This window comes from Brenneria izadpanahii (assembly GCF_017569925.1).
GTDB lineage: Bacteria > Pseudomonadota > Gammaproteobacteria > Enterobacterales > Enterobacteriaceae > Brenneria > Brenneria izadpanahii.
On record NZ_CP050854.1, the window covers coordinates 4,599,842 to 4,623,939 of the forward strand.

General features: G+C 48.1%; 24 protein-coding genes and 1 pseudogene. 11 read left to right on the forward strand and 14 right to left on the reverse strand.

The features are described 5' to 3' along the window. The first annotated feature begins 106 nt into the window (after positions 1-106). From HC231_RS20525 to HC231_RS20535, 3 genes are read left to right on the forward strand one after another with little or no spacing between them, the layout of a single operon-like run. A complete protein-coding gene (locus HC231_RS20525; RefSeq protein ID WP_208228525.1) occupies positions 107-1,879 on the forward strand; it encodes a terminase large subunit domain-containing protein in 1,773 nt (590 codons plus the stop codon). Beyond that, positions 1,876-2,904: a phage portal protein gene (locus HC231_RS20530; RefSeq protein WP_208228526.1), complete on the forward strand. Its 1,029-nt coding sequence runs from the start codon at positions 1,876-1,878 to the stop codon at positions 2,902-2,904. The genes HC231_RS20525 and HC231_RS20530 overlap by 4 nt, the downstream gene beginning before the upstream one ends. Further along, a complete protein-coding gene (locus HC231_RS20535; RefSeq protein WP_208228527.1) occupies positions 2,901-3,221 on the forward strand; it encodes an Ogr/Delta-like zinc finger protein in 321 nt (106 codons plus the stop codon). The genes HC231_RS20530 and HC231_RS20535 overlap by 4 nt, the downstream gene beginning before the upstream one ends. Here the strand turns inward: HC231_RS20535 and HC231_RS20540 are convergent. The 6 genes and pseudogenes from HC231_RS20540 to HC231_RS20565 form a co-directional block, all read right to left on the reverse strand. Next, complete coding sequence (locus HC231_RS20540; RefSeq protein ID WP_208228528.1) at positions 3,198-3,407, reverse strand: hypothetical protein; 210 nt, start codon at positions 3,405-3,407, stop codon at positions 3,198-3,200. The genes HC231_RS20535 and HC231_RS20540 overlap by 24 nt on opposite strands. An 89-nt stretch (positions 3,408-3,496) precedes the next feature. Next, positions 3,497-5,559, reverse strand: a pseudogene (locus HC231_RS20545) (replication endonuclease). A gap of 1 nt (position 5,560) precedes the next feature. Then, entirely contained in the window at positions 5,561-6,367 is an 807-nt protein-coding gene (locus HC231_RS20550) for a Dam family site-specific DNA-(adenine-N6)-methyltransferase (RefSeq protein WP_208228530.1), read from the reverse strand. Next, positions 6,364-6,597 (reverse strand): DUF2732 family protein, encoded by a 234-nt coding sequence (locus HC231_RS20555; protein ID WP_208228531.1) that lies wholly within the window; start codon positions 6,595-6,597, stop codon positions 6,364-6,366. Before HC231_RS20555 ends, HC231_RS20550 begins: the two co-directional genes overlap by 4 nt. 73 nt (positions 6,598-6,670) lie before the next feature. Then, the gene (locus HC231_RS20560) at positions 6,671-7,021 is read right to left on the reverse strand and encodes a hypothetical protein (protein WP_208228532.1); all 351 of its coding nucleotides are present in this window, start codon (positions 7,019-7,021) and stop codon (positions 6,671-6,673) included. Positions 7,022-7,023: 2 nt separating this feature from the next. Continuing rightward, positions 7,024-7,224, reverse strand: a complete 201-nt coding sequence (locus HC231_RS20565) for a phage filamentation protein Fil family protein (RefSeq protein WP_208228533.1) — start codon at positions 7,222-7,224, stop codon at positions 7,024-7,026. Positions 7,225-7,309: 85 nt separating this feature from the next. Here HC231_RS20565 and HC231_RS20570 point away from each other — a divergent pair, with 85 nt between their 5' ends. Continuing rightward, positions 7,310-7,561: a hypothetical protein gene (locus HC231_RS20570; protein WP_208228534.1), complete on the forward strand. Its 252-nt coding sequence runs from the start codon at positions 7,310-7,312 to the stop codon at positions 7,559-7,561. 108 nt (positions 7,562-7,669) lie between these two features. On the opposite strand, the gene HC231_RS20575 is transcribed toward HC231_RS20570, so the two are convergent. Next, a complete protein-coding gene (locus HC231_RS20575) occupies positions 7,670-8,176 on the reverse strand; it encodes a phage regulatory CII family protein (protein ID WP_208228535.1) in 507 nt (168 codons plus the stop codon). Positions 8,177-8,209: 33 nt separating this feature from the next. Further along, positions 8,210-8,428, reverse strand: a complete 219-nt coding sequence (locus tag HC231_RS20580) for a regulator (RefSeq protein WP_208228536.1) — start codon at positions 8,426-8,428, stop codon at positions 8,210-8,212. Between the two features lie 115 nt (positions 8,429-8,543). Here HC231_RS20580 and HC231_RS20585 point away from each other — a divergent pair, with 115 nt between their 5' ends. The 6 genes from HC231_RS20585 (at position 8,544) to HC231_RS20610 (ending at position 13,633) form a co-directional block, all read left to right on the forward strand. Beyond that, positions 8,544-9,107 carry a phage repressor protein CI gene (locus tag HC231_RS20585; protein WP_208228537.1) on the forward strand — a complete coding sequence of 188 codons (564 nt, stop codon included), beginning with the start codon at positions 8,544-8,546 and terminating at the stop codon, positions 9,105-9,107. A 16-nt stretch (positions 9,108-9,123) separates the two neighbouring features. Next, on the forward strand, positions 9,124-10,293 hold the full coding sequence (locus tag HC231_RS20590; protein ID WP_246494594.1) for a DUF262 domain-containing protein: 1,170 nt from the start codon (positions 9,124-9,126) through the stop codon (positions 10,291-10,293). Next, positions 10,274-10,876: a HEPN domain-containing protein gene (locus HC231_RS20595; RefSeq protein WP_208228538.1), complete on the forward strand. Its 603-nt coding sequence runs from the start codon at positions 10,274-10,276 to the stop codon at positions 10,874-10,876. The genes HC231_RS20590 and HC231_RS20595 overlap by 20 nt, the downstream gene beginning before the upstream one ends. Positions 10,877-10,967: 91 nt before the next feature. Continuing rightward, positions 10,968-12,032, forward strand: a complete 1,065-nt coding sequence (locus HC231_RS20600; protein WP_208228539.1) for a phage integrase — start codon at positions 10,968-10,970, stop codon at positions 12,030-12,032. A gap of 699 nt (positions 12,033-12,731) precedes the next feature. Continuing rightward, positions 12,732-13,247, forward strand: coding sequence for a type VI secretion system amidase effector protein Tae4 (locus tag HC231_RS20605; RefSeq protein WP_208228540.1), 516 nt, complete (start codon positions 12,732-12,734; stop codon positions 13,245-13,247). Positions 13,248-13,249: 2 nt separating this feature from the next. Then, positions 13,250-13,633, forward strand: coding sequence for a hypothetical protein (locus tag HC231_RS20610; RefSeq protein ID WP_208228541.1), 384 nt, complete (start codon positions 13,250-13,252; stop codon positions 13,631-13,633). A gap of 349 nt (positions 13,634-13,982) precedes the next feature. On the opposite strand, the gene HC231_RS20615 is transcribed toward HC231_RS20610, so the two are convergent. Then, a complete protein-coding gene (locus tag HC231_RS20615) occupies positions 13,983-14,942 on the reverse strand; it encodes a YopT-type cysteine protease domain-containing protein (protein WP_208228542.1) in 960 nt (319 codons plus the stop codon). A gap of 537 nt (positions 14,943-15,479) precedes the next feature. On the opposite strand from HC231_RS20615, the gene HC231_RS20620 reads away from it, so the two are divergent. Then, on the forward strand, positions 15,480-16,868 hold the full coding sequence (locus HC231_RS20620) for a glycoside hydrolase family 1 protein (RefSeq protein WP_208228543.1): 1,389 nt from the start codon (positions 15,480-15,482) through the stop codon (positions 16,866-16,868). 115 nt (positions 16,869-16,983) lie between these two features. On the opposite strand, the gene HC231_RS20625 is transcribed toward HC231_RS20620, so the two are convergent. The 5 genes from HC231_RS20625 to copM form a co-directional block, all read right to left on the reverse strand. Next, entirely contained in the window at positions 16,984-18,447 is a 1,464-nt protein-coding gene (locus HC231_RS20625) for a DUF1593 domain-containing protein (protein WP_208228544.1), read from the reverse strand. 13 nt (positions 18,448-18,460) lie between these two features. Further along, positions 18,461-20,056 (reverse strand): carbohydrate porin, encoded by a 1,596-nt coding sequence (locus tag HC231_RS20630; protein ID WP_208228545.1) that lies wholly within the window; start codon positions 20,054-20,056, stop codon positions 18,461-18,463. 291 nt (positions 20,057-20,347) lie between these two features. After that, the gene (gene licT, locus HC231_RS20635; RefSeq protein WP_208228546.1) at positions 20,348-21,181 is read right to left on the reverse strand and encodes a BglG family transcription antiterminator LicT; all 834 of its coding nucleotides are present in this window, start codon (positions 21,179-21,181) and stop codon (positions 20,348-20,350) included. A gap of 131 nt (positions 21,182-21,312) precedes the next feature. Next, positions 21,313-23,238 (reverse strand): beta-glucoside-specific PTS transporter subunit IIABC, encoded by a 1,926-nt coding sequence (locus HC231_RS20640; protein ID WP_208228547.1) that lies wholly within the window; start codon positions 23,236-23,238, stop codon positions 21,313-21,315. 369 nt (positions 23,239-23,607) lie between these two features. Continuing rightward, the gene (gene copM, locus HC231_RS20645) at positions 23,608-23,967 is read right to left on the reverse strand and encodes a CopM family metallochaperone (RefSeq protein ID WP_208231454.1); all 360 of its coding nucleotides are present in this window, start codon (positions 23,965-23,967) and stop codon (positions 23,608-23,610) included. Between the last annotated feature and the right edge of the window lie 131 nt (positions 23,968-24,098).

Sequence of the window (24,098 nt, forward strand, 5' to 3'; positions counted from 1 at the left end):
ACGCGGCGAGGGTTTTAATTCTTATACATTCGGTTATTCATCCTTTCCCGAACATCTCCGACTCAACACAAAATAAATAATAAAAATAACACCGCATAATAGCGGCATGGCCAAATATTCCGATGAATTAATAGGTGTGGCGCGGGCGCTCTATTTAAAAAGAGCGACACCTAAAGAAATTGCCGCTGATTTAAATCTGCCGAATGCGCGGATTGTTTACTATTGGGCGCAGAAATTTAACTGGTCTGATTTACTCAGCCATGAAAGCACAGAAGAAGCGATCGAGCGCCGTTATCAATTACTGGTCGGGCGCGATAATAAAACCGAACTGGAGTTAAAAGAACTCGATACGCTGATCGCCCATGCCGTGAAGCTGCGGGCGCAGAGCAATAAGCACAAAGAGAAGCTGGCAGAAGCCAAAAACAGCCGTCAACACGGTAGCTATGAGGAAGACGACAAGCGCCCAGCTAAAAAACGCCAGTACCGCAAGAATGATATTTCCAGCCTAAGCAAAGAGGATTTTGACGCCTGGGCGGAAGAACACCTTTTCGGCTATCAGAAGCACCTACGCGACAACATCGGCGAGGCGGTGCGCAATATCCTGAAAAGCCGTCAAATCGGGGCAACCTGGTATTTTGCTTTTGAATCCTTTGAAAACGCGGTTCTGACCGGCGATCCACAAATCTTCTTATCGGCCAGCCGCGCCCAGGCGGAAGTGTTTCGCTCCTACATCGTCAATATCGCCCAGCAGTATTTTGATATTACCCTGACTGGCAACCCGATCCGCCTTAGTAACGGGGCTGAACTGCGTTTCCTGTCCACCAATAAAAATACCGCGCAGTCATATAGCGGGCATCTGTACTGCGACGAATACTTTTGGGTGCCGAACTTTGCCCGCCTCAATGAAGTGGCCAGCGCCATGGCCACCCATGACAAATGGCGCACCACCTACTTTTCTACGCCCAGCGCCAAAACCCATCAGGCTTATCCGTTCTGGACAGGCGAGGAATGGAAGCGCGGCAACAAGAAACGCGCCGGGGTTAAATTCCCTGACTTTGACGAACTGCGCGACGGCGGGCGGCTCTGTCCTGACGGCCAGTGGCGCTACGTTATCACGATGGAAGATGCGATCCGGGGCGGGTTCAATCTGGCCAGCCTCGATAAGCTGCGCAACCGCTACAACGTGGATACGTTCAACATGCTGTATATGTGCGTGTTTGTGGACAGCAAAGACGCAGTATTCAGCTTTGACGACTTGGAACGCTGTGGCGTAGATCCGGAAATCTGGCAAGACCATGACCCAAAAGCCCCGCGGCCCTTTGGCAACCGGGAAGTATGGGGGGGCTATGACCCCGCCCGCTCCGGCGACCTGTCCACCTTTGTGATCGTCGCTCCGCCTGTTTATGAAGGCGAAAAATTCCGGGTACTGCGGGTAATCAACTGGCAGGGGATGAACTTTCGCTATCAGGCCAACCAAATTAAAAAGCTATTCCAGCAGTACAATTTTACCTATATCGGCGTGGATATTACCGGCATCGGTACAGGCGTATTTGAAAATATCCAGCATTTTGCCATGCGGCAAGCAACAGCCATTCGCTACGGCGTAGAAACCAAAAACCGCCTGGTAATGAAAGCCGCTGACGTTGTGGAAAGTAAGCGCATTGAATGGGATCAGGATGAAAAGGCGATCCCCGCATCGTTTATGGCCATCAGAAAAACCACCACGGCCAGCGGCAACGGCATGACCTTTGTTGCCGACCGCAGCGCAGAAACCGGCCACGCGGAGGCATTCTTTGCTATCGCGCACGCGCTGGACAACGAACCGCTGAACTATGAGAACAAGCCCCAATCCCGATGGAGACTGAAAAAAGCAGCATGAAAAGGAAATCACAACGACGCGGACAGGAAGCCCAAAACGCCCCGCGCAAAAAAATGAGCATTATCACGTTTGGCAAGCCAGAACCGGTATTAACCACCGGCACGGATTATCACGATATCTGGTATGACAATAATTTCGACCACTACACGTTACCCATTGACCGCCTGGCCCTGGCTCAGCTTATCAACCTGAACGGCCAGCACGGCGGGATAGTCTACGCCCGCCGCAATATGGTGATTTCAGATTATCAGGGCGGCGGCTTGACGCATGACGAGATCGGATCGGCGGTGTTTGACTATCTCACCTTTGGCGATATCGCCATTCTGAAAGTGCGTAACGGCTGGGGTGTCGTGGTTGACCTGGTGCCACTGCCCGCGCTTTATACCCGACGCCGTAAGACCGGGGAATTTGTGGTATTGCAGGACGGCGAACCGCTGGTTTACCCGGCAGATGATGTGATTTTTATCAAGATGTACGACCCGCAACAGCAGATCTACGGCTTGCCGGACTATATCGGCGGTATCCATTCCGCGCTGCTGAACAGTGAAGCGGTGATTTTTCGCCGTCGCTACTACCACAACGGGGCGCATACGGGCGGTATTCTCTATACCAGCGATCCGAATATGACGGATGAGATTGAAGAAGAAATAGAACGACAGCTTACCAGCAGCAAGGGGATCGGTAACTTCTCCACCATCCTGGTAAACATCCCTAACGGCGATAAAGAAGGCGTCCAGTTTATCCAGATGGGGGATATCAGCGCCAAAGATGAATTTGCCAACGTGAAAAACATCAGCGCCCAGGATGTACTGAACGCTCACCGCTTCCCGGCTGGATTGTGCGGCATTATCCCGCAGAATGCCGCAGGGCTGGGCGATCCTGAGAAAGCACGCGATACGTACCGAAAAGATGAAATTATCCCGATACAGCGCCGCTTTCGTGACGCTATCAGCGCCGATCGTGAAATTCCGGCACATTTACACCTAATTTTTAGTGATGACACAACAAAGTCAGGTGCGGCATGAGGCGAAAACCGTTAAAATTCCAACAGTTTGATTTGATTGGAGCCAGAAACATGCGCGTAATGAAAGTATTCTGCCCTGAATGTAACGGCAAGGCGGTGATCCGCAAAACTGTGCGTAAACACCGCCATATCTCCGATTTGTATTGCGCCTGTTCGGATGTGGAATGCGGTCACACCTTTGTATTGAATGTGACCTTTTCACATACGCTCAGCCCCAGTGCAAAATCTCAAGACAGCTTATTGAAGGGGATTGTTGATAACTTAAACCCTGAACGGCGTCAGATGTTGTTAACCTTATTGCAAAGCCCTGCCGCCTGAATCACCCCCGCCCTGGGGGTTTTTATTTCCGTACTCATCCAGCCTACCAACTAATTCCCTAGTCAATTCTGCAATCCAATTAATCGCCAATTCGCGATCGGCATCATCACACTGGCGTTCCGTCACCAACCGCGCCACTAAATCAATACGCTGCAAAACCAGCGTTTCAAAAAACAAATCCGGCACAAATCCCCCTCAACATCACTGTATATATAAACAGTATATCAAAATGTTTCTGAATTAATACTGTATAAGCTTATTGTTTTCTAACGTGATTAATTTTCGGCCCAGTTCCACCCTGGCCACAAATCGTTATCCGTTGATTTTTCAACCTCGTTTAGCTGCCCGTTGACCATCCGCAACAAGCGATCACCCTCTATCGCCAGATTACCCCCCGTAAAAGGATGTTAATCTGCTCATTATTTCCACTAAAACCCCGCCCTTTTAACAAGTCCGATAATCGTCGCCTAACCCCCGGCGTACAGTTATTGACAGAACTCCAAGGGGCGGCGTTGCCGCCAGAAAAACCCGCCTCCGCTGACGCTTCGGCCAACTTCGGGACAATATTCCACTTAACCAGACGAGTAACGACCTCCGACGCCGCCCCCAGCAGCGGCGAATAAATACCCTGTACGCGCTGCACGTCCTCCGCGTATTGGTTGCCCTGCTCGGTGATTTCATAAGCCAGACGCACGACAAGATTGTCGCGTGATACCAATGCCCCACCCTGCGCCTGGGTGTATGCCGCCCAATCGCCTACATCAGCCGCCGCCAGCACAGCATCCATTCGAGCATCATCAAGCTGGATATCACGCAGGCGGCGCAGTTCACGATAAACCGTTACCGGCGCACCGCCGATTTGCTGAAACTGCCGGATACGCCAGCGTGACGCCCAGGCGGAAACGGCTTTTGACATATCTTTCAGGCTTTCCCCTGTTTCATCGTCTCTTTCGTCGTCCAGGGCAAAGCCATCAATATTTTTTGAAATGTATTTGGCGATATAGCCGGTTGCCGAACCTTTGGCGGGATCGATAGGTTCGACGTGAAAACGCGCCTTTAATGCCTTTTCACTTTGTAGTTCTTCGGAATCTTCAAGACGGGCGTAATAGCACATAATGTCGCGCACCTGATCGACATGTTCAGGCGGCATAAACAGCAGCATATGCCAGTGCGGTGTACCGTCGTGATGCGGCTCGACGACGCGAAAACCGAATACGCTGATTTCCTCACGCGATAATGCGGCGCGGATTTTCGCCCACACGCGACAAAGATACTTTTGCGTGTCTCGCGGGTTAGCGCCATTCCATTGGCTGACGAAACCACCTCCGCTATGTACGGCATGATATTTTGACGGCGCGGTGATGGTGTAGAACTCACCTGCACAGCCCATTTCATTGGCCAGATCTTCAAAGCCGCGCATTCTGACCATCAATTCACAACGGCGTATGGCCGGATTGGCATTGCTGCCGTTTACCATATCGTTTAAAGAAACACGCTCGCCGGTTTCAGGGTTTTCGAGATCGAACGTTTTAAAAAACTCACGGTTACGCTTTTTTTGTGCAATCCATTCCCCCAGCGTAGTGCGGGAAACATACGCGGATGCCGCCTTTTGCACCTGCCCTACGGCAATGGCCAGATGCTCACGTTGCAGATCGCGGCGGTGCTTGATGCGCACACGCCACCATTCCGGCGACATCATGCGTAATAGACCGGATTCAGCGCTATGCGTTGGCAGCGGCCTGCGGCCTTTGACAAACTGCGCCCAGTAAGGCGGCTGTGTGCCAGCCTGTAACGTCAACCGTCCCAGGTGACGAAATGCCAACAGCGTGATGCTGCGCATATCGAGATCGGCAGCATTCTTAATGCCGCGCTCGGTATAGTCCCTAAAGCTGGCTGCCATAAAATCCGCCAACTGGACAGACAGGCGGCGGATATCATCGCGATCATAGGTCGGCAGTCTTTCCAGATCATCAGAGAATGGAAATGGAATATCGCCAGCAGACAGGAATGTTGTTTGATAGCGTGGCAACACTTTGCGCAGGCGTGGCAATACGCTTTCACCCAACGTACGGCGTAAAAACGTATTGGCGCGGCGGCGGCCTTTATGTTCATCGGATTTAAACAGTGTTTCATAGCGCTGACCAAAATACTTGGCCAGGTAATCCGGCAGGTCGGCAAAATACGGATGCCGCCAGTCATGATCGGTCTTATCTACATGCCAAAGAATGCGTTCAACGTAGCTCACCCCGCCCGGTACACCAGGAGAAAATTGCTCACGCTGCCAGTTCAGGGCAGCGTGATAAGCTCCGTTGTGTTCTTCGGTTTGTAAAAGGGGCATATTACTGCCCCATCGTCGCAATCACTTCATCAGCACGGCTGCGATTACCGTTGGCGCTGATCGTGCGCGGGGCGGTGATATGATGGATTTCAAAACCAGCATATAAACCGGCATCAGCGGCAATACGACTATTTGAAGCAATTACAGGTCTTCCACTTCTGGCGACAGAAGCCAACTTTGTGGCCAAACGGTACTGATCGTGTTTGGTGAATCCATCAGTATGGTATTGGGTGAAATTGGCCGTATCTGTGGTTGGCATATAGGGCGAATCGCAGTACACAACATCACCCGGACGAACCAAATCCAGAGTTTCGCCAAAGTCGCAGCACAGGAACGTAGCCCGCTGGGCTTTTTCAGCGAAAAGACGGATCTCTTTTTCGGGGAAATACGGCGTTTTGTATTTACCGTAAGGAACGTTAAATTCACCTCTCTTATTGTACCGGCACACACCGTTAAAACAGTGCCGATTCAGATAGAAGAACAATAGCGATTTACGATAAATATCTATGACAAAATTAAACTCAAGACGACTCTGGTAATAGCTATATTCATCATTGAGTATGTCAAACATCCCCCGCGCATCGGCAAGAAAAGATTCCGGCAGATTTTTAATGCACAGATAAAGGTTGATCAGGTCAGGATTGATATCCGCGATCAGGTATTCGTCATAGTCCGTGTTCAGCATGACAGCACAGGAACCGGCAAACGGTTCAACCAGCCGTTTCCCGGCTGGCAAATGTTCACGCAGCGTTTCCATAATGCGGGCTTTGCTGCCTGCCCATTTCAGTGGGGTGCCGTTAATACTCATATGCAAAGTTCCTGCGCTGAATGTTCAAAACGCACAGCCTCTTTATGCAAAAGCTCAATAATTTCCGTGGCGGTAAACTCTTTTTGCTGGGCATGAATAGATAGCGCTTCAAGACGCAGAGAAAAGGCTAAATGCTGGTCTTTCTTTTCATCCAGACGCGCTTTATTCAGCAGAGAAATCAACGCATCGTTATTGGCTACTTTCATGTTTCTTGTTTCAATGTTTCTCATGGCTTTTTCCTGTTTTCAGGTAATACGAATCCCCGGCCAATTAAGGCTGTGAAAAAGAAATACGTATTACGGGTTAATTAATAGACTGGTTTTCTTTCTGTTCCGTGTCTGGCTCGGAACAACCGACAACAAACACACTTCGCCCGAAATGCCCTGGCTGAAATGCGGCGGTTTTCTCATACATGCGGCGCAAAATTAAAATACCGCCCCACAACACACGCCGCTGATTAACGTCAAAATCAACCCAGTTATAGCCTACATGCCTTTTCCCCAGCTTCGGGCGGCAATGGAAGATCAGATCTTCGCGTTCGCGTTGCGTGGCTGACTCCCAAAATAATTGCGCCGGGTTATCCGTTCCTGAAATCATGCGGCGCAACGATTTAAGCTGTGCGGGCAATTCCAACACTCCATTTGCAGAAATCATGATTAACCCCTTAATCCCATCAGACGACGCCACCATGAACGACGCTTAATGCGCACATACGGCAAACGCCCTTTGCTAAACTGGACACGGCAGGCAGACGGTTGCCAACGTTGACCGTTAGGTAACTCAATCCAGCCGTGACCATGATTCGCCAGTTGCGGCGTGGGTGACTGACTTTTAAGTAAACGAGCAATTGAAATCATCCTTTACTCCTTCAATTACCGGGATGTTTCACCACACCCGGCGCGTGATATTCTGGCGCTCTCACACAGCCAGAAAGGTAACAACATGGAAAAGTTAATAAAAAACATGATCTATCCTGACTCATGGGAAATATTCACTCTTAACAATGGTCATCAGGCTACTGTCAGTATCCGTTTTGATTACAATCCTACTGAAACAGATACAGTTCCCTCTGCTCAGGAAGTCGCCACCACATTTGAGCTAAAAGACTTAAAAGAGCTAATCAGCGATCTGCAAAAGCATGTTGATGCAATTGAAAATGGCGATTTAATTCAGCCTGAATCTCAGGTTCATTAACCAGGCTGATTACTTGTTTCTTACCAATTCGGCGGGTTGTGAGTAATACCGCATGACCTGCCGTTTTAAATGATGTTGTTACTGCTTTTCTTTTCATGCTGTTATCCATCAAGCTAAACCCGGCATAGCGCACGAACTCATTACATCCACGGCTGCGGCCATCATCGGGGTTGATTGGAACCGGGCTTCAACAGAAAGCACAATCAGCGATAGGTTGCGGATCGCGCTGTTTGCCCGGTTAAGAATGGCGTTTTTACGCGCCTGTGACATAGGTACGGTTGATACTGCTTCCCCAGCGATCGCGCCCACGTCCGCCGTGGCGCTTAACGCAAACACCGGCACATTGTGTGAACTAGCCTCATTACGCGGCACTGATGGCAGGCAGTTAATCTGCAACAGTAGGCCATCCAGCAAGGTGGCATCCTCCGTATGATCGGTAATGGCCAGCAGTTCACTACACGTTAACCGGTGCGGTTGCTCCGGGTTCAGTTTGTTACGCAATACCTGTGAACGGACACCGACAGCAGATGCGATCTCTTCAAGGTTGTGCGCCAGCGCAAACGCTCGGCAAGCAGCATCAAAATGCGGGTGTTTAGAGATTTGATAATCAAACATGGCAACCCCCTGTTCTCTCTCTCAGAATCGCAATCAGACAGTTAGTACAATTTTGCAATCTGCCAGGGCTTGAACGGTGAGTGCGGCCATGTTGATTTCGACTAAGCCTTTTTCATCACTTTTAGATTTGATAGGCAAACGGCCATCTTTAATCATTAGGCGGGCGGTTGACTTATCCGTTGCAGTACGGCGGCAATACTCAGCTAAAGGCAGGTAAGGTTCAGGAATGGTGATTGTAATGTTAGGTCTCATAATGCAATATCCTATATTTAGTGATATTTGATGGTATTTGTTCGATTTGGGAATCTTTGCAGATACTACGATCGCTTTTGGAATTCGTCAATAACAAGATTGCTTTTGGAATCACATGAATTTTACTAACGGCGGACGTGGCGCTATTGAGCGTCTTGTAGAGGCATATGGCTTTAGTACCAGACAAGCCTTATGTGACCACTTAGGAATATCGAAAAGCACTTTAGCCACGCGCTACATGCGTGACATTTTTCCTTCTGACTGGGTGATACAGGGAGTCTTAGAAACCGGGGTATCCCTACAATGGCTAACAACTGGTGAAGGCCCGATGTATGAAGATGGGAAAAATGACGTTGTTAGCATCCCCCGCCAGAAGCTGGTTAATGGAAAACTCTACGATTCAAACTACTATATGTTTGATAAGGCGTTTCTGCCCGATGATCTGCAAGACCCGATCGTTATCTTAGATGGTGATATCACTTACATTGCCGATCGTAAGTTTGATGAAGTGACTGACGGGAAATGGCTGGTTGAGATTGAAGGTAAAGTCAGCGTTCGTGAGGTGCTCAGACTACCTAACAATAGAGTTAAAATTATTTCAGGTACGAATAGTTTCGAATGTAACGTAAGTGAAATATTTTTCAATAGCAAAATACATTTTGAATTAATTAAAAAATGATAAAAAGGGATCGGAAATGAGTATAAACTCAAGCAATGATGTAAATGAAGACAAATCACAGCATGATATAATCGAAAATATATCAGAGGAAAATGAAGATTCATACAGCAATGATGACTTGTATAATATAAACTCATGGGGTGCTGATTTATCTTTTCGTGAATTAATAACAATGTATGATGAAGACGAGTTATTAAAACCCGAGTTACAAAGGAATTACGTATGGGATAAAGTTGAAGCTAGTCGATTTATCGACTCCTTACTACTTGGGTTGCCTGTTCCTAGCGTATTTCTTGCTAACACCCAGGATGGAAATAAATTAATAATAGATGGTTTTCAAAGAATAATGACCGTCTACGATTATGTAAAAGGCATTTGGTCTAAAGATAATAAAATATTTAAACTTTCCAATAGTGATAAAATCAATGAAAAATGGAGAGGAAGAGCGTTTAAAGAGCTAGAGCCATCTGAACAAAAGAAAATAAGGAGTACTACTATTCATGCGATAATATTTGAACAGACACATCCTAATGATAATGATACAAGTCTTTATCAAATATTTGAAAGAATAAATACAGGTGGTCGTTCATTATTAGCACAAGAAATTAGAAATTGCGTTTATCAGGGTAAATTTAATTCATTACTAATTGAGCTAAATAAAAATAAACAATGGAGAGAATTATTTGGGAGCCCAGATCCTGATACTAGAATGAGAGACATGGAGTTTATTCTTCGTGTTTTCGCTTTAAATACAGATGAAGTTAAAATGTCTCAAAGCGGCAACATTTCCCTAAAAAAAATATTAAACGAATTCATGGGGAACAAAAAAAACAACACCCAACCATTTATTGATAAATTTAGAAATGACTTTAATAAAACAATAGATTTCATATACAACAACATAGGTGAAGACTCATTTTTTAATATTATACAATCCACTCCATCTAAGATAAGAAGGCGATTTTACCCGACCATATTTGATGCTGTGTATATTTCCACATCCATATATTTAAACAGTAGGAATAATAATTTTAATAGTCCCCACAATTTAGAAAGTAAAAGACTTGGACTCCTTCAAGACGCTACATTTAGAGGTTACATAACATCAGGAACTATGCAAACCGATAATATACATGGGCGGATTTCTATGGTGCTGGAGAGTTTATATGGCCTTCAATATAAGTAACGATAGAGCTCTAGAAAGCATTAACAATTGCTTATCTGAGCTATTAAAAATAGAACATCTTATTGAAGGAATGGGAAGTACAAGTACTCCTGTACCATATTTAACACGTTATGCCATAATAAAAGCATGTGGCACTATAGAATATAGCTTTAAGACGATAATTTGTGATTATAATTATACATCACACAATACCCAAATAAGAAACTTCATCGACGGTAAGTTTAGAAATAGCTCAATGAATCCTAATTACGACAATATAATTAAAGGACTACAACAATTCGATAAGAATTGGTCTAAATCCTTTATTGAAAAAGTTAAGGCACATCCAAACAAACAAAAATTACACACATCCTTATCATCGCTAAATACAGCAAGAAATACATTTGCTCATGGCGGAAGTCCTACCGCCTCATTTACCAATGTAAAGGATTATTTTCTTGACTCCATAAAATTTATTGAATTAATGGAATTAGCAATTATTGAATCTGACGTTACGCAAGAGCAAGAGCAAGAGCAAGAGCAAGAGCAAGAGCAAGAGCAAGAGCAAGAGCAAGAGCAAGAGCAAGAGCAAGAGCAAGTGTAGTTAATTTTTATGTATAACATAAGTTAACTCATACATTGACTACTGTTTTTATATACAGTAGAAATACAGCCCTCAGTTAACAGGGGGCTGCATGGCAATAAGTAAACAACCATCAGGGAAGTGGCTATTACAGTGTTTTCCCAATGGCCGTGACGGTAAGCGCATACGCAAGCAGTTTACTACCAAAGGTGAAGCGCTAGCCTATGAGCGCTACATCAGAGACGAATCAGAGAACAAGCCTTGGCTGGGTGAAAAACAAGATAAAAGAACCCTGGCCGATCTGGTTGATATCTGGTTTCGTGCGCATGGCGTTACTCTCAAAGATGGGGAAACCCGAAAAAGCGCCATGACTTACGCCTATGAGAAAATGGGAAAACCACTAGCAATAGAATTCAATGCCCGGTTATTTTCCACCTACCGCGAGAAACGTTTAAGCGGGGAGTTAGCCCGTTCTGAAACCGTAAAACAGGTTACACCTCGCACGATGAATCTGGAATTGGCATACTTCCGCGCCATGTTTAACGAGCTTATACGCTTGGATGAATGGAACGCCCCCCACCCTCTGGCAAAGATCCGCCCTTTCAGAACAGAAGAAAGTGAAATGGCTTTTCTGAGTCTGGATGAAATAGAAAAACTCTTCATAGAGTGCGAAAGTAGTCGCGCCAAACATTTGCTGCTGATCGTAAAAATATGCCTGGCCACTGGTGCAAGATGGTCAGAAGCGGAAAGCCTAACCCCCGCCCAAATAACCAACAACCGAATCACCTACATTAAAACCAAAGGGAAAAGAAATAGAACGGTACCGATCAGTGAAGAACTGAGCAAAGAGATTACCAACGCTATACCCAAAGGTCACGGCAATAGACCAATATTTATTCCCTGCTATTCTGCGTTTCGCTCTGCACTAAAACGCGCAGGCATTGAAACACCAGCCGGCCAGCTTTCGCATGTGCTACGCCACACATTTGGCAGCTACTTCATGATGGAAGGCGGCAACATTCTGGTACTTCAAAGAATACTTGGCCATACTGACATAAAGGTCACCATGCGCTACGCGCACTTTGCTCCCGACCATCTGAATGATGCCTTATCACTCAACCCATTAGCCTTGATGAAAAGTGGCAACAAAATGGCAGCAGAGAAAACCAACATATAGCATCCATTAGCACTATATAATTATCCTTATTCTTAATAATCAGTAAGTTACTGATTTAAAAAGGCACGGCATCGTTCTCATAATCGATTGGTCGTTGGTTCAAACCCAACAGGGGCCACCAGAATTTCAAGGAGTTACGTTAACAGCGTAGCTCCTTTGTTTTTTGGGATACTTATGGGATACCTCAGAACGGTAACAGCAGGTATTAAAAAGGGCCGCATAAGCGCCCCTTACAGATAGCCAAACAGTGAAAGTCACAGCCCCATAGACTTCTTAACCCGTTCACCAAAGATGGGCCACACTGTTTGCTGAATATTTTCCCAAGCTGAACCACAGACTTTCATCAGTAATTTTTAGCTTTCCCGCCATTCTCTTGATTAGCCTCTGAAACCTCACTTTCAATATCCGTTCGTTGCTCAGCGCCAATCTGCAATCCTTGACCTCAAGAATGGAGATTAACAGGGAAACCACTCAGAATCTGTTCCAGTAATAACCATCATCATTTGCTGTATCCGTTCACCAGCAGCTAATAAGGGACGGCTGCAACGCACCTATAACGCCACGTATCTAAACAGTGACGCATGGGAAAGTTTAAGAACAGTCTGAAAAACAAACGGCGGTTTCTTGACTTGATGAAGGGCTTTGAACTCTAAAAACCAAAAGACTATATTCGCATTTTTACATATAAGGGACTATCAGATGAGCATTACATTCGCTGCGCTCTGGAGCACACATCCAGAAATTAACGGGGATGAGGCCCCTTGTCGGCGTAAAGATGGACATAAGGCTTTTGATGACCAGTGCGCCATTAGGTTAGGAACCGCATTAGCGCGCTGCGGGTATGATGTGACTAAACTTCACGCGGAATTTTGCTGGCTGCATCCCAAACAGCAAGGGCATATCTTGCGCGCGGAAGAACTGGCAAACGCACTCAAGCGGACTTCCATTCCCGGTTTATTTCCGGCGATTAAAGTTGACGTTAATAATTTTCAAAAAGCACTCAAGAACCAGACTGGTATCATTTTCTTTAAAGACTTTTGGCGACGGGGTAATGAATCATTTTCCAATAGATCAGGTGACCACATTGACCTATGGAATGGCACCAGATTGACAACAAAATTAAGCTACCTGCGCATACAATGGGGAGTCAGTATAGAAGGAATCGCATCCGACTTCTTTGACTCAAAAGAAATCTGGTTTTGGAAGGTGATTTGAAAATGAAGAAATTTATTTCCTGCTTGATACCAGCCCTGATTGCTCCCGGAATTTTAATATATAGTCTCTCTTTTTCTGCGTCACAATATGGCCCGTTTTTTGATAGTAATGACAAAATGGAATCTAACTTGTTAGCTGTTCTTGTAACTGCAATTTTCCTTTTTATTATTTACGGTGTTATGAGTTATCGTATTATTTCACCTGCATCTAAAAGCATTCTTCTCTCTATTGCCGGCATGATAATAGCTGGCGCTATTTTTGTATTTCTTGTTGGTTTTGTTCTTAGTGATTCTTTAAAAACTCAGTTTGGTTTTGCAATAATTATTTTTGATGCTTTGATGATAGCCATTGGTGGTTTATTACCCATTAAAATATTCTCTTCCTAAAACCCCATAAAAAGAATGCAATTACTAAGTTTTATTTTATGCGGCACGGTGTTAGTCGGCATTATTATGTTTATTTTATTTCCACCTGTTACTTTGCCGGGTCAATATATGGCGAAGATCAAATATCACTGAGTGCTGCAACATTCTTCATCGGTATGTTTTTATGTATTGTAGGGGGAGGAATTATTGGCGGATTATTTGGCCGATATAAGCTGAAAGGTTAATTGAGGCAGGCATGGGAAGCGTTATCAAAATTTGGCATTCGGCGTTGCTGCTGGCCGGGGTGGCGGCACTTCTCATCCATCCCGGCACGCTTGGCGGAAGTGCGCTATCGCTGATGATGGTGCAATTAGCGCACGGTGACGGGCAGCACTTCCACCGTCGGTACGGGAAACGATTGTGAATTCGTTGCGATGATAGCGCGCATGACGGTGGGGATATCGCTTCTTTTCATGCGAAACTCGCCAAGATTGGGATCAAACAGCTTTACCCGGCTGCCATCCGAATGCGCCGCAATGACGTGGCCGCTAGCGGAGTGAGACATATCCCGCCCAAACAGGATCAGCTTTGAACCTCGGTCAAACAGGCTTTCAGACAGCCGCTGCATAGCCTCGCCTTCATCCGTCATGACATCCACCGTATCCGCAGATGCCGAATGAGGAATAATGCCTAATCTCCGCACCGTCTCATGCATAGGGTCTTCCTCCTCATTGGCATGGAACCGGTTTTCGTAGTCACGTTGTAAATCAATGACCTCCGGCGTCCTATCCGCAAGGCGATGCATACGGCTACCGGCGCTGCTTTCACGGCTGTTCACATCGTTTAACCACAGCGCGCTATAGATGACGCAAGCCCCTGGATGGTCCGGCTCATGCTCTTCAAGCGCGCCGTTCTGGTCGAAATCGGCCACCCGGAGAGACGACCATCCCGCGCCTACGCCGCTGGATAGCTGTTCCTCACGGTTGGAGGACGAAGCGCACAGCCCATGCATCAACGCGCCTTGCCAGTTTTTTAGGCCGCTATATAGCGGCTGGTGCGGAAAACGTCCGGGCGCCATGTTTTTTTGGGCTGACGCATGCTGAGTGAACGCTTGCTCCAGCAATTTACGGCTTGAACTGTCCAGACGATCATGAAGCGCGGCCATATGGGATCTGAATTGGTCGCGGCTGCCGAAGCGCTGGGATGCCAGCCAAGTTCTGGCTTCATCAAATGTGGCGAACCGCAGGGCGTCTTTTGATGCCGGAACGTCTTGCCCCGGCTGTAGCGATTGAGGGCTAATGCCAATAGCCCGAATGCTTTGCGTTTCCATCAATATTTCATCCTTCTATGCGCAGAAATTTCAAATGCCAGGCGCTGGAAAGCGAAGAGAGGGTAAGTAAGGGAGACCAACGCGCCTGAACCTGAAAGATGGCGGCTATGCAAAATGCGTGGCGATTCCACGCGCAAACCGTGTCGTAACCGAAACTGTCGTCATGTTCGCAATAAGTTGCGAAACGGGAGTGGTCATGATTGAGTGGCCGAACCGATAAATAGGTTCCATTGCTAACGTCTGCCAGCGCGGGCGTTTCCCCTTTCGGCTATTCAAAACCCGACGTCGAATGCGCTAATTGTTGTGACAAAAATCACATAAACAAAGGATGGCATTGCCGCAGACGACCAGGATCGTATAGTGTCCCTCTATGACGTTACCGCGACACGCGGGCGAGACTTGGGCAAAGGTGAGTGAATTACACTCTCTTTTGCCCAAGTTTTTTTTTGCCTGCTATCCGGCATCGATGCGTAATTTCTGGGGAGCAGTTCCCCAGCGTTACGCGGCTGCAATGACATTGAGTAAGAGGAGAAACAAATGAAGGCATTCCCCGCAGGTTTTTTATGGGGCGGTTCTATGGCGGCTAATCAGGTTGAAGGCGCATGGAATGAAGATGGTAAAGGGGTGTCTACCTCTGACCTCCAGTTACAGGGAATACACGGCCCGGTAACAGAACGCGCTGAAGGCGTGAGCTGCATCAAAGACGTGGCCATCGATTTTTATCATCGCTATCCGCAGGACATCAAGCTGTTCGCCGAAATGGGCTTTAAGGTATTGCGGACCTCCATCGCCTGGACGCGTATTTACCCGGAAGGGGATGAAGCGCAGCCCAATGAAGCTGGATTGGCATTCTATGACCGTTTGTTTGATGAGATGGCGAAATACCAGATTCAGCCATTAATTACCCTATCCCATTATGAAATGCCTTATGGCCTGGTTACGAAACTGGGAGGATGGGGCAATCGTGAAACCATTAACCATTTTGAAAAATATGCCCGAACCGTCTTCACCCGCTATAAGGATAAGGTGAAGTATTGGCTAACCTTTAATGAAATCAACATGGCGATACACTCCCCCTTCACCGGCGTTGGGCTGAGCGGCGAGCCATCACAACAGGATATTTATCAGGCTATCCATCATCAGTTGGTGGCCAGCGCCCGCGCGGTGAAGGCCTGCCACGACATCATCCCCGACGCGAAAATTGGCAATATGCTGCTGGGCGCCGTGCGCTATCCAATGACCTGCCATCCGAAAGATGTGCTGGAAGCGCAGAAGAAAAACCGGGAATGGCTGTTTTTTGGCGATGTTCAGGCACGCGGCGCTTATCCGGTCTGGATGAAGCGTTACTTTAAGGAAAATAATATCGCATTGGATATTACCGAGCAGGACAAAAACGATTTACGCCACACGGTGGACTTCGTGTCATTCAGCTATTACATGAGCGGCTGCGCTACCTTTGAGCCAGAGAAATATCAGTCCTCGCGCGGCAATATCGTACGCTTAATCCCCAATCCGCATCTCAAAGCATCGGAATGGGGCTGGCAGATCGACCCCGAAGGATTACGCTTTTTGCTCAACGAGCTCTACGACCGGTATCAGAAACCGCTGTTTATCGTCGAAAACGGGCTGGGCGCGCGGGATGAGATCGACGCCGACGGCAGCATTAACGACAGCTACCGTATCGACTATTTGCGCCAGCATCTGATTCAGGCGCGTGAAGCCATAGCCGACGGGGTGGAACTGCTGGGATATACCAGTTGGGGACCGATCGATCTGGTAAGCGCAGGCACGGCGCAGATGTCAAAACGCTATGGTTTTATCTATGTCGATCGCGACGACGCAGGGCAGGGAACGCTGGCGCGCCGGCGTAAAAACAGTTTCTACTGGTACAAAGACGTGATTGAAAGCAACGGCGAATCGCTCTAATCATCGGCCGGATAACCCATGAGCGCCGCGTTTACGCAGCGCTCGTCAACGGTAAGAAGCCAATCAGCGCACAGGTTATGCTCCGCCGTGCGCTTTCACCGCCCTATCTCCGTATTCACTGCGCCGCAGGCAACACCGTAACAATCGCCCGCCGGTAAGACGTTAATGCCGGAGAGCCATTGTCCCGGCCTTCCAGAATAATGTGAAACGGCGTAGCGACTTTGACGTCCGGCGCGGTAAAACGGGTTTCCCCGCCTTCGCTATGAGACAGCTCAATCCCCGGCCCAAAATGAAGGCCCAGCGCCGTTGCCGTCGGTTCTTTATATTGCCACCAATGATACGTCACCCGATCGCCGTCAATATCGCCGGAACCCTGAGCCGATAGTTTCACCAGCTCGCCGGATTTCACCTGCCAGGACACAATCTGCGCGCCCGGCTTGCCATTGAGCACCAGATTCGGATTATGGTTCGCCTTCTTCACCTCTCCGGTCAGCGTCCAGTCCATTCGGGCGGCGAAGTCGTTCTGGAAAGCATCGCGCCACCGCCAAATCGTCGCTGGCGCCGTGCGGTATTTTTTCCCGTCGACGCCGATAACCTCATCCGATGTACTGACGCGCAGTCCGCCTGCGTCATCCGGCGCGATAGCGCCATAGCGCCCTCCCCAACCGCCATATTCCGGATGCTCCGGGTCGCCAAGCCCGTTACGCAGCAAATAGAGGAATGATGGCGAATCGCCCTCCATCGAATACTCCACCGCCGGATAGACCGCGCCCAAAGGCCCTTTCCGCCGGATGTTCTCCTGCAGCCAATCGTTATTCACCTTGCTCATATCGCCGCCAACCGCGCGCGCTGAAGACATACCGATCCAGGTAGACAAGAAATACTCATTCCAGGCGTGAATACTGGTGATGTAACGCAGCTGCGGAAAATTTCCTCGGATCCAGGCGCCGGTATTATCCTGATCGGAAATGGCATAAACACGAATTTTACTAATGAAAGCATCAACCTCTGCCGGCGTCCGGCGGGCTTTCACATCATACAGCGCCTGCGCCAGATCGACTCCGCCGCCCCATAGGGTAATCCACAAAGGGCGAGCGTCCTGTTTATCGGCGGCCTGAATGATCAGTTCCGATGCCTCTGTCGATTTGCCATCGCCGACATGCGCCATGCCGAATCCCGCTCGCCCGCTGCGAACAACATTCCGTAACGCCTGAGCGGAAGGATATCCTTGCGCGTGTTTTTGCAGATTGGGCAACACACGCTGGTAGGCGTCAATCCGTTCAAGGATCATCGGCGTATTGACCTTATCGCGTAGCCAGGTTGAGGTTGTCGCCACAATGCCTTCTACATCAAATTCATTGCTGTACACCAAAAACCGTACCAGGGATTGGGAGTCATCCGGCTCGTTACCAATATCGCTCAGAATCAATATACGCGTTTTTTCTACGTCCGCCGTAACCGGCGCAGCGCCCTTCTCCGTTACGGCGGCGGTTTGCGCAATAGATAATGCGGGGCCATACGCCGCCAGCAGACAGGCGCTCAATGAAATTGATTTAATATATTTGGCTGATAAAAACATGTTTTCCTCCTTATCAGAAAACCACTTCAGCTTGAACGCCAAAACTTATTTGATAATCTTTTTTATCGTTAAAACTATGGTTATCAATTTCATTTTCCAGCGCTTTAAGATAACTGGTGTAGAAACGGATTTCCGGACGAGACCGCAAAAGACTGGTATCCACCTTGAGCGTATGCGCCAGCGTCACCTTATAACCAGATTCATCATAATTAGCGTTATTGGCGCTATTTTCCTGAATAAAATAACCTAGCTCTAGCGCCGTTTGGTTAATTCTATTCCAAATATAAGAAGGACGAATCACCGCCCGGATGGTTTCAAAATCGGTGTGCGCCCCTGTATTGACTGAATAAAGGTCATTACCACGACCATATACCAGCGAATGCGCCATAATAACATCATCACGCAAGTATATTTCTCCCTGATTGACCAATCGCCAGCCAATACCGCCGCTATGAATGCCATAATAAGAGCTGTTATAGTCAAAATCAGGGTTAGCCCCGGAAATATTCATAAATTGACTGGCCAAAGAGTTATTGGCGACTTGCGCAGTCAGTTCATTAAATCCCCCCAACAATGGGTGACGTAAAATAGCCTGGCTCAGCCATGACGATTTTACCTTATAGTCATCGCCGGAGGCTTGCGCTGCTTTTTGCTCATCCGTCTGGTTAGCGAAGGCATATTTCGCGCCGACTTCAAGCGAAAGATCCTTGCTCAATGTAATATCTTTATATCTGACTTCCGCAATATTGACGTTAACCTGGGTAGTATCGCTACATATCGATGTTTCGCAAACCGTACTGTAATTATCAATATCATTACGCGTCAACGCCATGCTTAACGAACCGACGGGAAGCAACCAGTTTTCAATACCCAGCCCGGTACCGGAAAGGGTCCGATCGCTTTTCCAGTCCAGCATCTGAATTTCATATTGCGGCAGCGTGTGTTTGCCTATCCAGAATTTTGCTTCCGGCGCAAACGGCAGAAAACCGGTCGTTTCAACAAACAGTTTGCTGAGTTTCCCCATGCCGCCGCCGGCCATTCCTTTATCAAAGGTCTCATTGCTTTGAGATAATCCCAGATCGCCTTCAAACTGTACATTCGCCCAGATCGATTTATTACCTTCCTGCCAGGCGCGTTTTTTTAATGACAGATTGTACCATCCGTCATATTCATTGCCGAATCGCCCGAGCGATCCCACCGCCCAGGATTTAGGACCGCCATTGGTCGTTGAGGCATATCCGGTACGGAAATAACCCGAATATTTAAAACCGGTATCATCCTGAACATATTGGCTGATTTTTTTCAGTGTGGACTCTGAAAGCACCGGCTCACTTTCATTAGCAACGGGTTTAGTTGAGGCCGGCGTAGCCGATAAACGCCCGTCCGCTGCCGCGATTTCTTGTGATTTCACCGCCGAGCGCTGCGTGGTTCTTTCCTTTTTTTCATAGGCTTGCAGCTTTTCCTGCGTAACCCGCAACTGCTCTTCCAGCAACGTCATCCGCTGTTCAAGCGTTAATGTCTGAGCGATAACATCCGGAGCGACGCCATAACAGGATAACAGCATTAACGCGATCGCTTTCTTTCTGAACGCCCGATATTTTTTCTTCATTATTTTATTCCTCATTAGTATCGACGACCATCTCCCGATCGTACTTTGTAGTGATATATCCCTGGTGCGGCTAAAACGATAACTATGCTTTCACCATTCATTTCCCCAGATTAAAAAAAAACCTGCCCAGCAGGATGAAAAACAATTTTCATCTTGCAAGACAGGTTTCGCCTGAATTAAATCAGTCACGTCCTATTTATAATCACTATAATTTAAACCAGCTTATTAATTCAACTTTTGAAACATTGAAGTGTGAACAACATCACCGGCGAAACGCAATAAAATATCTCATTATTCATTACGATTTAGTCGATTGATATGAATAGTCAAAAACATAACTTCATCAGTCGTCAATTGGCACTGATAATGTTGCTCTATATAATGATAAACTCTCATTGCGCAAGCATAAGACACTTTCATTAATTCTTTTATACCGTAATAAATGCTATCATCGGCATGGCTTACCACGTTACGATTAAATAATCGCAACGCAAAAAACTTTAAATGGGTAATAAATCGCTGATAATCGATAGAGCTTTCATCATACTTGATATTCAGGTCATATTTTACAATCGTCAAAATATCCTTAATAAAGGTCGCGCTTTGCATAGTGCTTTGCATATCGCAGTTATTTATCGCATTAAACAGATGCAATGCAATAAATCCCGCCTCATCATCCGGTAAACGAACTTGCAGTTTTTCTTCAATAATATCCAGCGCGTCTAATCCGATAGAAAACTCTTTCGGGTAGAAAAGTTTAACCTCCCACAGTAATTGATTATGAATTCTCATCCCTTCTTTATGGCGTTTGACCGCAAAGTTAATATGGTCGCTCAAGGCCAGAAACAAGGTATCCTGTAGTTCAGCGTTCAATACATTACGCGCCAGCGTAACGATCCGCTCGGTAATATCCAGATAAACGGGCGGGATTTCCGCCAGAATTTCTGCGAAAAAGTCATTCAATCCGCCGCTGGTTTTGAGAAAACGGCTTTCAACCTTTTCTTCATCCACCCAATCGCCATTCTTCTTGCCAAAACCGATGCCGCACCCTAGCGCTACACACTCTTTCCCCTTATCCGTCACCACCAGCACCGCATTGTTACTTAATATTTTGTTTATTTTCATCACTACGCCCGTATGGTTGTTCCGACAAGGCAATGGCGCCGATGGTGCAGCCATTGCCCTGTTCGTATACTTCCGTCATCCTTGCGTCTTGATTTCTCGCGATGGATAGCCATCCCCGATCTTGTGCGGCTTTATGCCAATGCGATGATGGTATCGCCGACTTTTTGATAACGTTCGGTGCTGAGGCTGAATATCCGATAATCATCCGCGTTAGTGACCACGATGGGCGTCACGGTGTCATAGCCGGCTTTCGCTATCTCATCGAGATCAAACTCAAGCAGCAGCTGGCCTTTTCTCACCTCATCGCCCTCTGCGACCCGCATGTGGTAATGCTTGCCTGCCAACTGCACCGTATCGATACCGACGTGAATCAGGATTTCGGCGCCGGCCATTGAGCGGATGCCAATAGCGTGACTGCTGGCGAACGTGCTGACGATTCGCCCGTCAACCGGCGAATAGATGCGCCCTTCCTGCGGCCGGACGGCGATCCCCGCCCCAACGACGCCGGAGGAAAACACTTTATCATTCACGTCCTCCAGCGGGATCAGTTCGCCTTCCGCCGGGGAACCAATCCGTTCGCCGGAGGCGGGCACATCCTTCAGATCCACGGCGGCGGCCTGCGCTCCGCCGGATGCGGCTGGTGATGCCGAAGACGCGGGGGAAGAAGATGAAGGCGCGGCAGACGGCGTTGGCGTAGCTGGCTGCGCGTTCGGTTCATCAAATCCGACCAGCATGGTTAAAACCAGACTGGCGACAAAAGCGATGACGCAGCCGATGATAAAGCCCAGAAAACCTTCACCGTAGAAGATAGGCAGCGTCAGCAATCCGGGCATTCCCATGGAGATCGCCGAACTTTTCGCATAGCCCGCCACCGCGCCGCCCATCGCCGCCGCGATCACCGCACAGACAAACGGTTTCTTCAGCTTCAATGTGACGCCGTACACGCCGGGTTCGGTGATGCCGAACAGCGAGGCGATAAACGTGCTGCCCGCCAGCGCTTTGAGCTTTTTATCCTTGGTGCGCAGCATCACTCCCAACAACGCGCCGGACTGGGCAAAAACAGATGGACTGGACGCGGCTTTGAGATAGCTCTGTCCCATTACGGAAATATCGTTGATAAAGACGGTGACGAATCCCCAGTGCACCCCAAAAATCACCAGAATCTGCCACGCGGCGGCAATCAGCGCGCCGGCGAGAATCGGGTTGAAGCTATAAATGCTCACGAACAGCGAGGCGATGACTTCGCTGGCCGAGATACCGATCGGCCCGATGGTCATCAGCGTTAACGGCACCATCAGAACCAAAAGGAAGAACGGCGTCAGAATATTACGAACGCTTTCATGAATATGACGATTCAGGAAACGTTCGATACAGGACATCAGCCACACGCTGAAAATAATCGGGATCACCGATGAGGTATATTTCATCATGATCACGGGCAAGCCAAAGAAAGTGACGGGTTCGCCGGCATCGAACAATCCCTGAATCGTAGGGTAAATCAACGCGCCGGCAACCGATACCGCCACAAAGATATTGGTTTCAAATTTACGCGCGGCGGTGATGGCTAACAGCATCGGCAGGAAGTAGAACAAACTGTCGGAAGCCGCATGCAAAATGACATAAGTGCTTTCCTTGCTGTTCAACCAATTAAACGCTATCGCGATGGCCAGCACGCCTTTCAGTACCCCGGCCGCCGCCATCGCGCCCAGCAATGGGGTAAAGATCCCCGCAACCAAATCAATCAGCCGCCCCATGATCGAGACGTGTTTTTCCGATTCCGCCGCCGGACGTTCGCTACTGCGATCCTCAAGCAATCCTGAAATCGAGCCAAAAGCGCGATAGACCTCCGGCACCCGGTTACCAATGACCACCTGCAACTGCCCTGAACCGTTGACCACCGTAATGACGCCGTCCAACGCCTCCAACGCGGCCAAATCCACCCTGGCGTTATCCACGATCTTAAAGCGCAAGCGTGTTGCACAATGAACCAAAGTGGAAACGTTCGCCTCTCCTCCGACCAACTTCAAAATATTTTCTGCTAGCGCGTTGCTATTCATAATGACACTTCCCGTTTCGTAAATGGCTGCAATTGTCTACAACCCACATCACCTTGCTTGCGTCCGCTGGCCAGCAGAAAAAAAGCAAAAAAAAACCTGGATAAAGCAGTGTGTGGCACACTGTTTTATCCAGGTCTCGCCCAGAAAATTCTGGTGGCGTCCTATGCGCTATTTCTAACAAGCTAATGTAGAGAAAGCTACTGTTACGTTTTATTTTGTGAAAAACATCACTAAATTTTTCTTACGCGCGAACCATCAGTCAGCCTGGAGCCGGACGTTCCCCGCCCGATCGGAACCATAACATTACGCCTAACCAACGATTACCGGCGCCGCTTTTATGCGGCGGCGCCGTCATCAAATAAGGCATGGCTACGGCTTATCGTGCTTATCCAGCCACGCCTGCATCTGGTCTATTTCCGGCTGCTGGGCCTTGATAATCGCTTCCGCCAGCTTGCGCAATTCCGGATCCTTGCCGTACTGCAATTCCGTTTTAGCCATATCAATCGCCCCTTGATGATGGGCGATCATCCCTTTGGCGAACGCCACGTCAGGATCGCTGGACAGTATTCCTTCCTGCATCTGGGCGTGCATCTGATCCATCCCCTGCATATAGGCCTGCTGCGACTCGCTTACCCCATCGGAATGATGGCCGCCGTGCGCGCCGTCAGCGGCAAAAACGGACAAGGGAGCCAGTAGGACGCCGGCAATCAAGAAATGTATTTTCGTCATCATTACCTCTATTTCTGGCCAGTGAAATGTCCTATTAAAAGTAGGCCTTCCCCCAGGGGGAAGGTCAAGATGCGAGGGGAAAAAACAATAGAAAAACCGCCGAATCTATCCGCCGCGAAAAATTCAGCGGT

Coding starts and splice junctions, on each gene's coding strand:
- HC231_RS20595 (WP_208228538.1), top strand. CDS start 10,274: ATGGCCTTCAATATAAGTAACGATAGAGCTCTAGAAAGCATTAACAAT.
- HC231_RS20535 (WP_208228527.1), top strand. CDS start 2,901: ATGAGGCGAAAACCGTTAAAATTCCAACAGTTTGATTTGATTGGAGCC.
- HC231_RS20620 (WP_208228543.1), top strand. CDS start 15,480: ATGAAGGCATTCCCCGCAGGTTTTTTATGGGGCGGTTCTATGGCGGCT.
- HC231_RS20575 (WP_208228535.1), bottom strand. CDS start 8,176: ATGTTTGATTATCAAATCTCTAAACACCCGCATTTTGATGCTGCTTGC.
- HC231_RS20570 (WP_208228534.1), top strand. CDS start 7,310: ATGGAAAAGTTAATAAAAAACATGATCTATCCTGACTCATGGGAAATA.
- HC231_RS20630 (WP_208228545.1), bottom strand. CDS start 20,056: ATGAAGAAAAAATATCGGGCGTTCAGAAAGAAAGCGATCGCGTTAATG.
- HC231_RS20550 (WP_208228530.1), bottom strand. CDS start 6,367: ATGAGTATTAACGGCACCCCACTGAAATGGGCAGGCAGCAAAGCCCGC.
- HC231_RS20565 (WP_208228533.1), bottom strand. CDS start 7,224: ATGATTTCAATTGCTCGTTTACTTAAAAGTCAGTCACCCACGCCGCAA.
- HC231_RS20560 (WP_208228532.1), bottom strand. CDS start 7,021: ATGATTTCTGCAAATGGAGTGTTGGAATTGCCCGCACAGCTTAAATCG.
- HC231_RS20525 (WP_208228525.1), top strand. CDS start 107: ATGGCCAAATATTCCGATGAATTAATAGGTGTGGCGCGGGCGCTCTAT.
- HC231_RS20530 (WP_208228526.1), top strand. CDS start 1,876: ATGAAAAGGAAATCACAACGACGCGGACAGGAAGCCCAAAACGCCCCG.
- HC231_RS20610 (WP_208228541.1), top strand. CDS start 13,250: ATGAAGAAATTTATTTCCTGCTTGATACCAGCCCTGATTGCTCCCGGA.
- HC231_RS20590 (WP_246494594.1), top strand. CDS start 9,124: ATGAGTATAAACTCAAGCAATGATGTAAATGAAGACAAATCACAGCAT.
- HC231_RS20555 (WP_208228531.1), bottom strand. CDS start 6,597: ATGAGAAACATTGAAACAAGAAACATGAAAGTAGCCAATAACGATGCG.
- HC231_RS20580 (WP_208228536.1), bottom strand. CDS start 8,428: ATGAGACCTAACATTACAATCACCATTCCTGAACCTTACCTGCCTTTA.
- HC231_RS20585 (WP_208228537.1), top strand. CDS start 8,544: ATGAATTTTACTAACGGCGGACGTGGCGCTATTGAGCGTCTTGTAGAG.
- copM (WP_208231454.1), bottom strand. CDS start 23,967: ATGACGAAAATACATTTCTTGATTGCCGGCGTCCTACTGGCTCCCTTG.
- HC231_RS20605 (WP_208228540.1), top strand. CDS start 12,732: ATGAGCATTACATTCGCTGCGCTCTGGAGCACACATCCAGAAATTAAC.
- HC231_RS20625 (WP_208228544.1), bottom strand. CDS start 18,447: ATGTTTTTATCAGCCAAATATATTAAATCAATTTCATTGAGCGCCTGT.
- HC231_RS20600 (WP_208228539.1), top strand. CDS start 10,968: ATGGCAATAAGTAAACAACCATCAGGGAAGTGGCTATTACAGTGTTTT.
- HC231_RS20640 (WP_208228547.1), bottom strand. CDS start 23,238: ATGAATAGCAACGCGCTAGCAGAAAATATTTTGAAGTTGGTCGGAGGA.
- licT (WP_208228546.1), bottom strand. CDS start 21,181: ATGAAAATAAACAAAATATTAAGTAACAATGCGGTGCTGGTGGTGACG.
- HC231_RS20615 (WP_208228542.1), bottom strand. CDS start 14,942: ATGGAAACGCAAAGCATTCGGGCTATTGGCATTAGCCCTCAATCGCTA.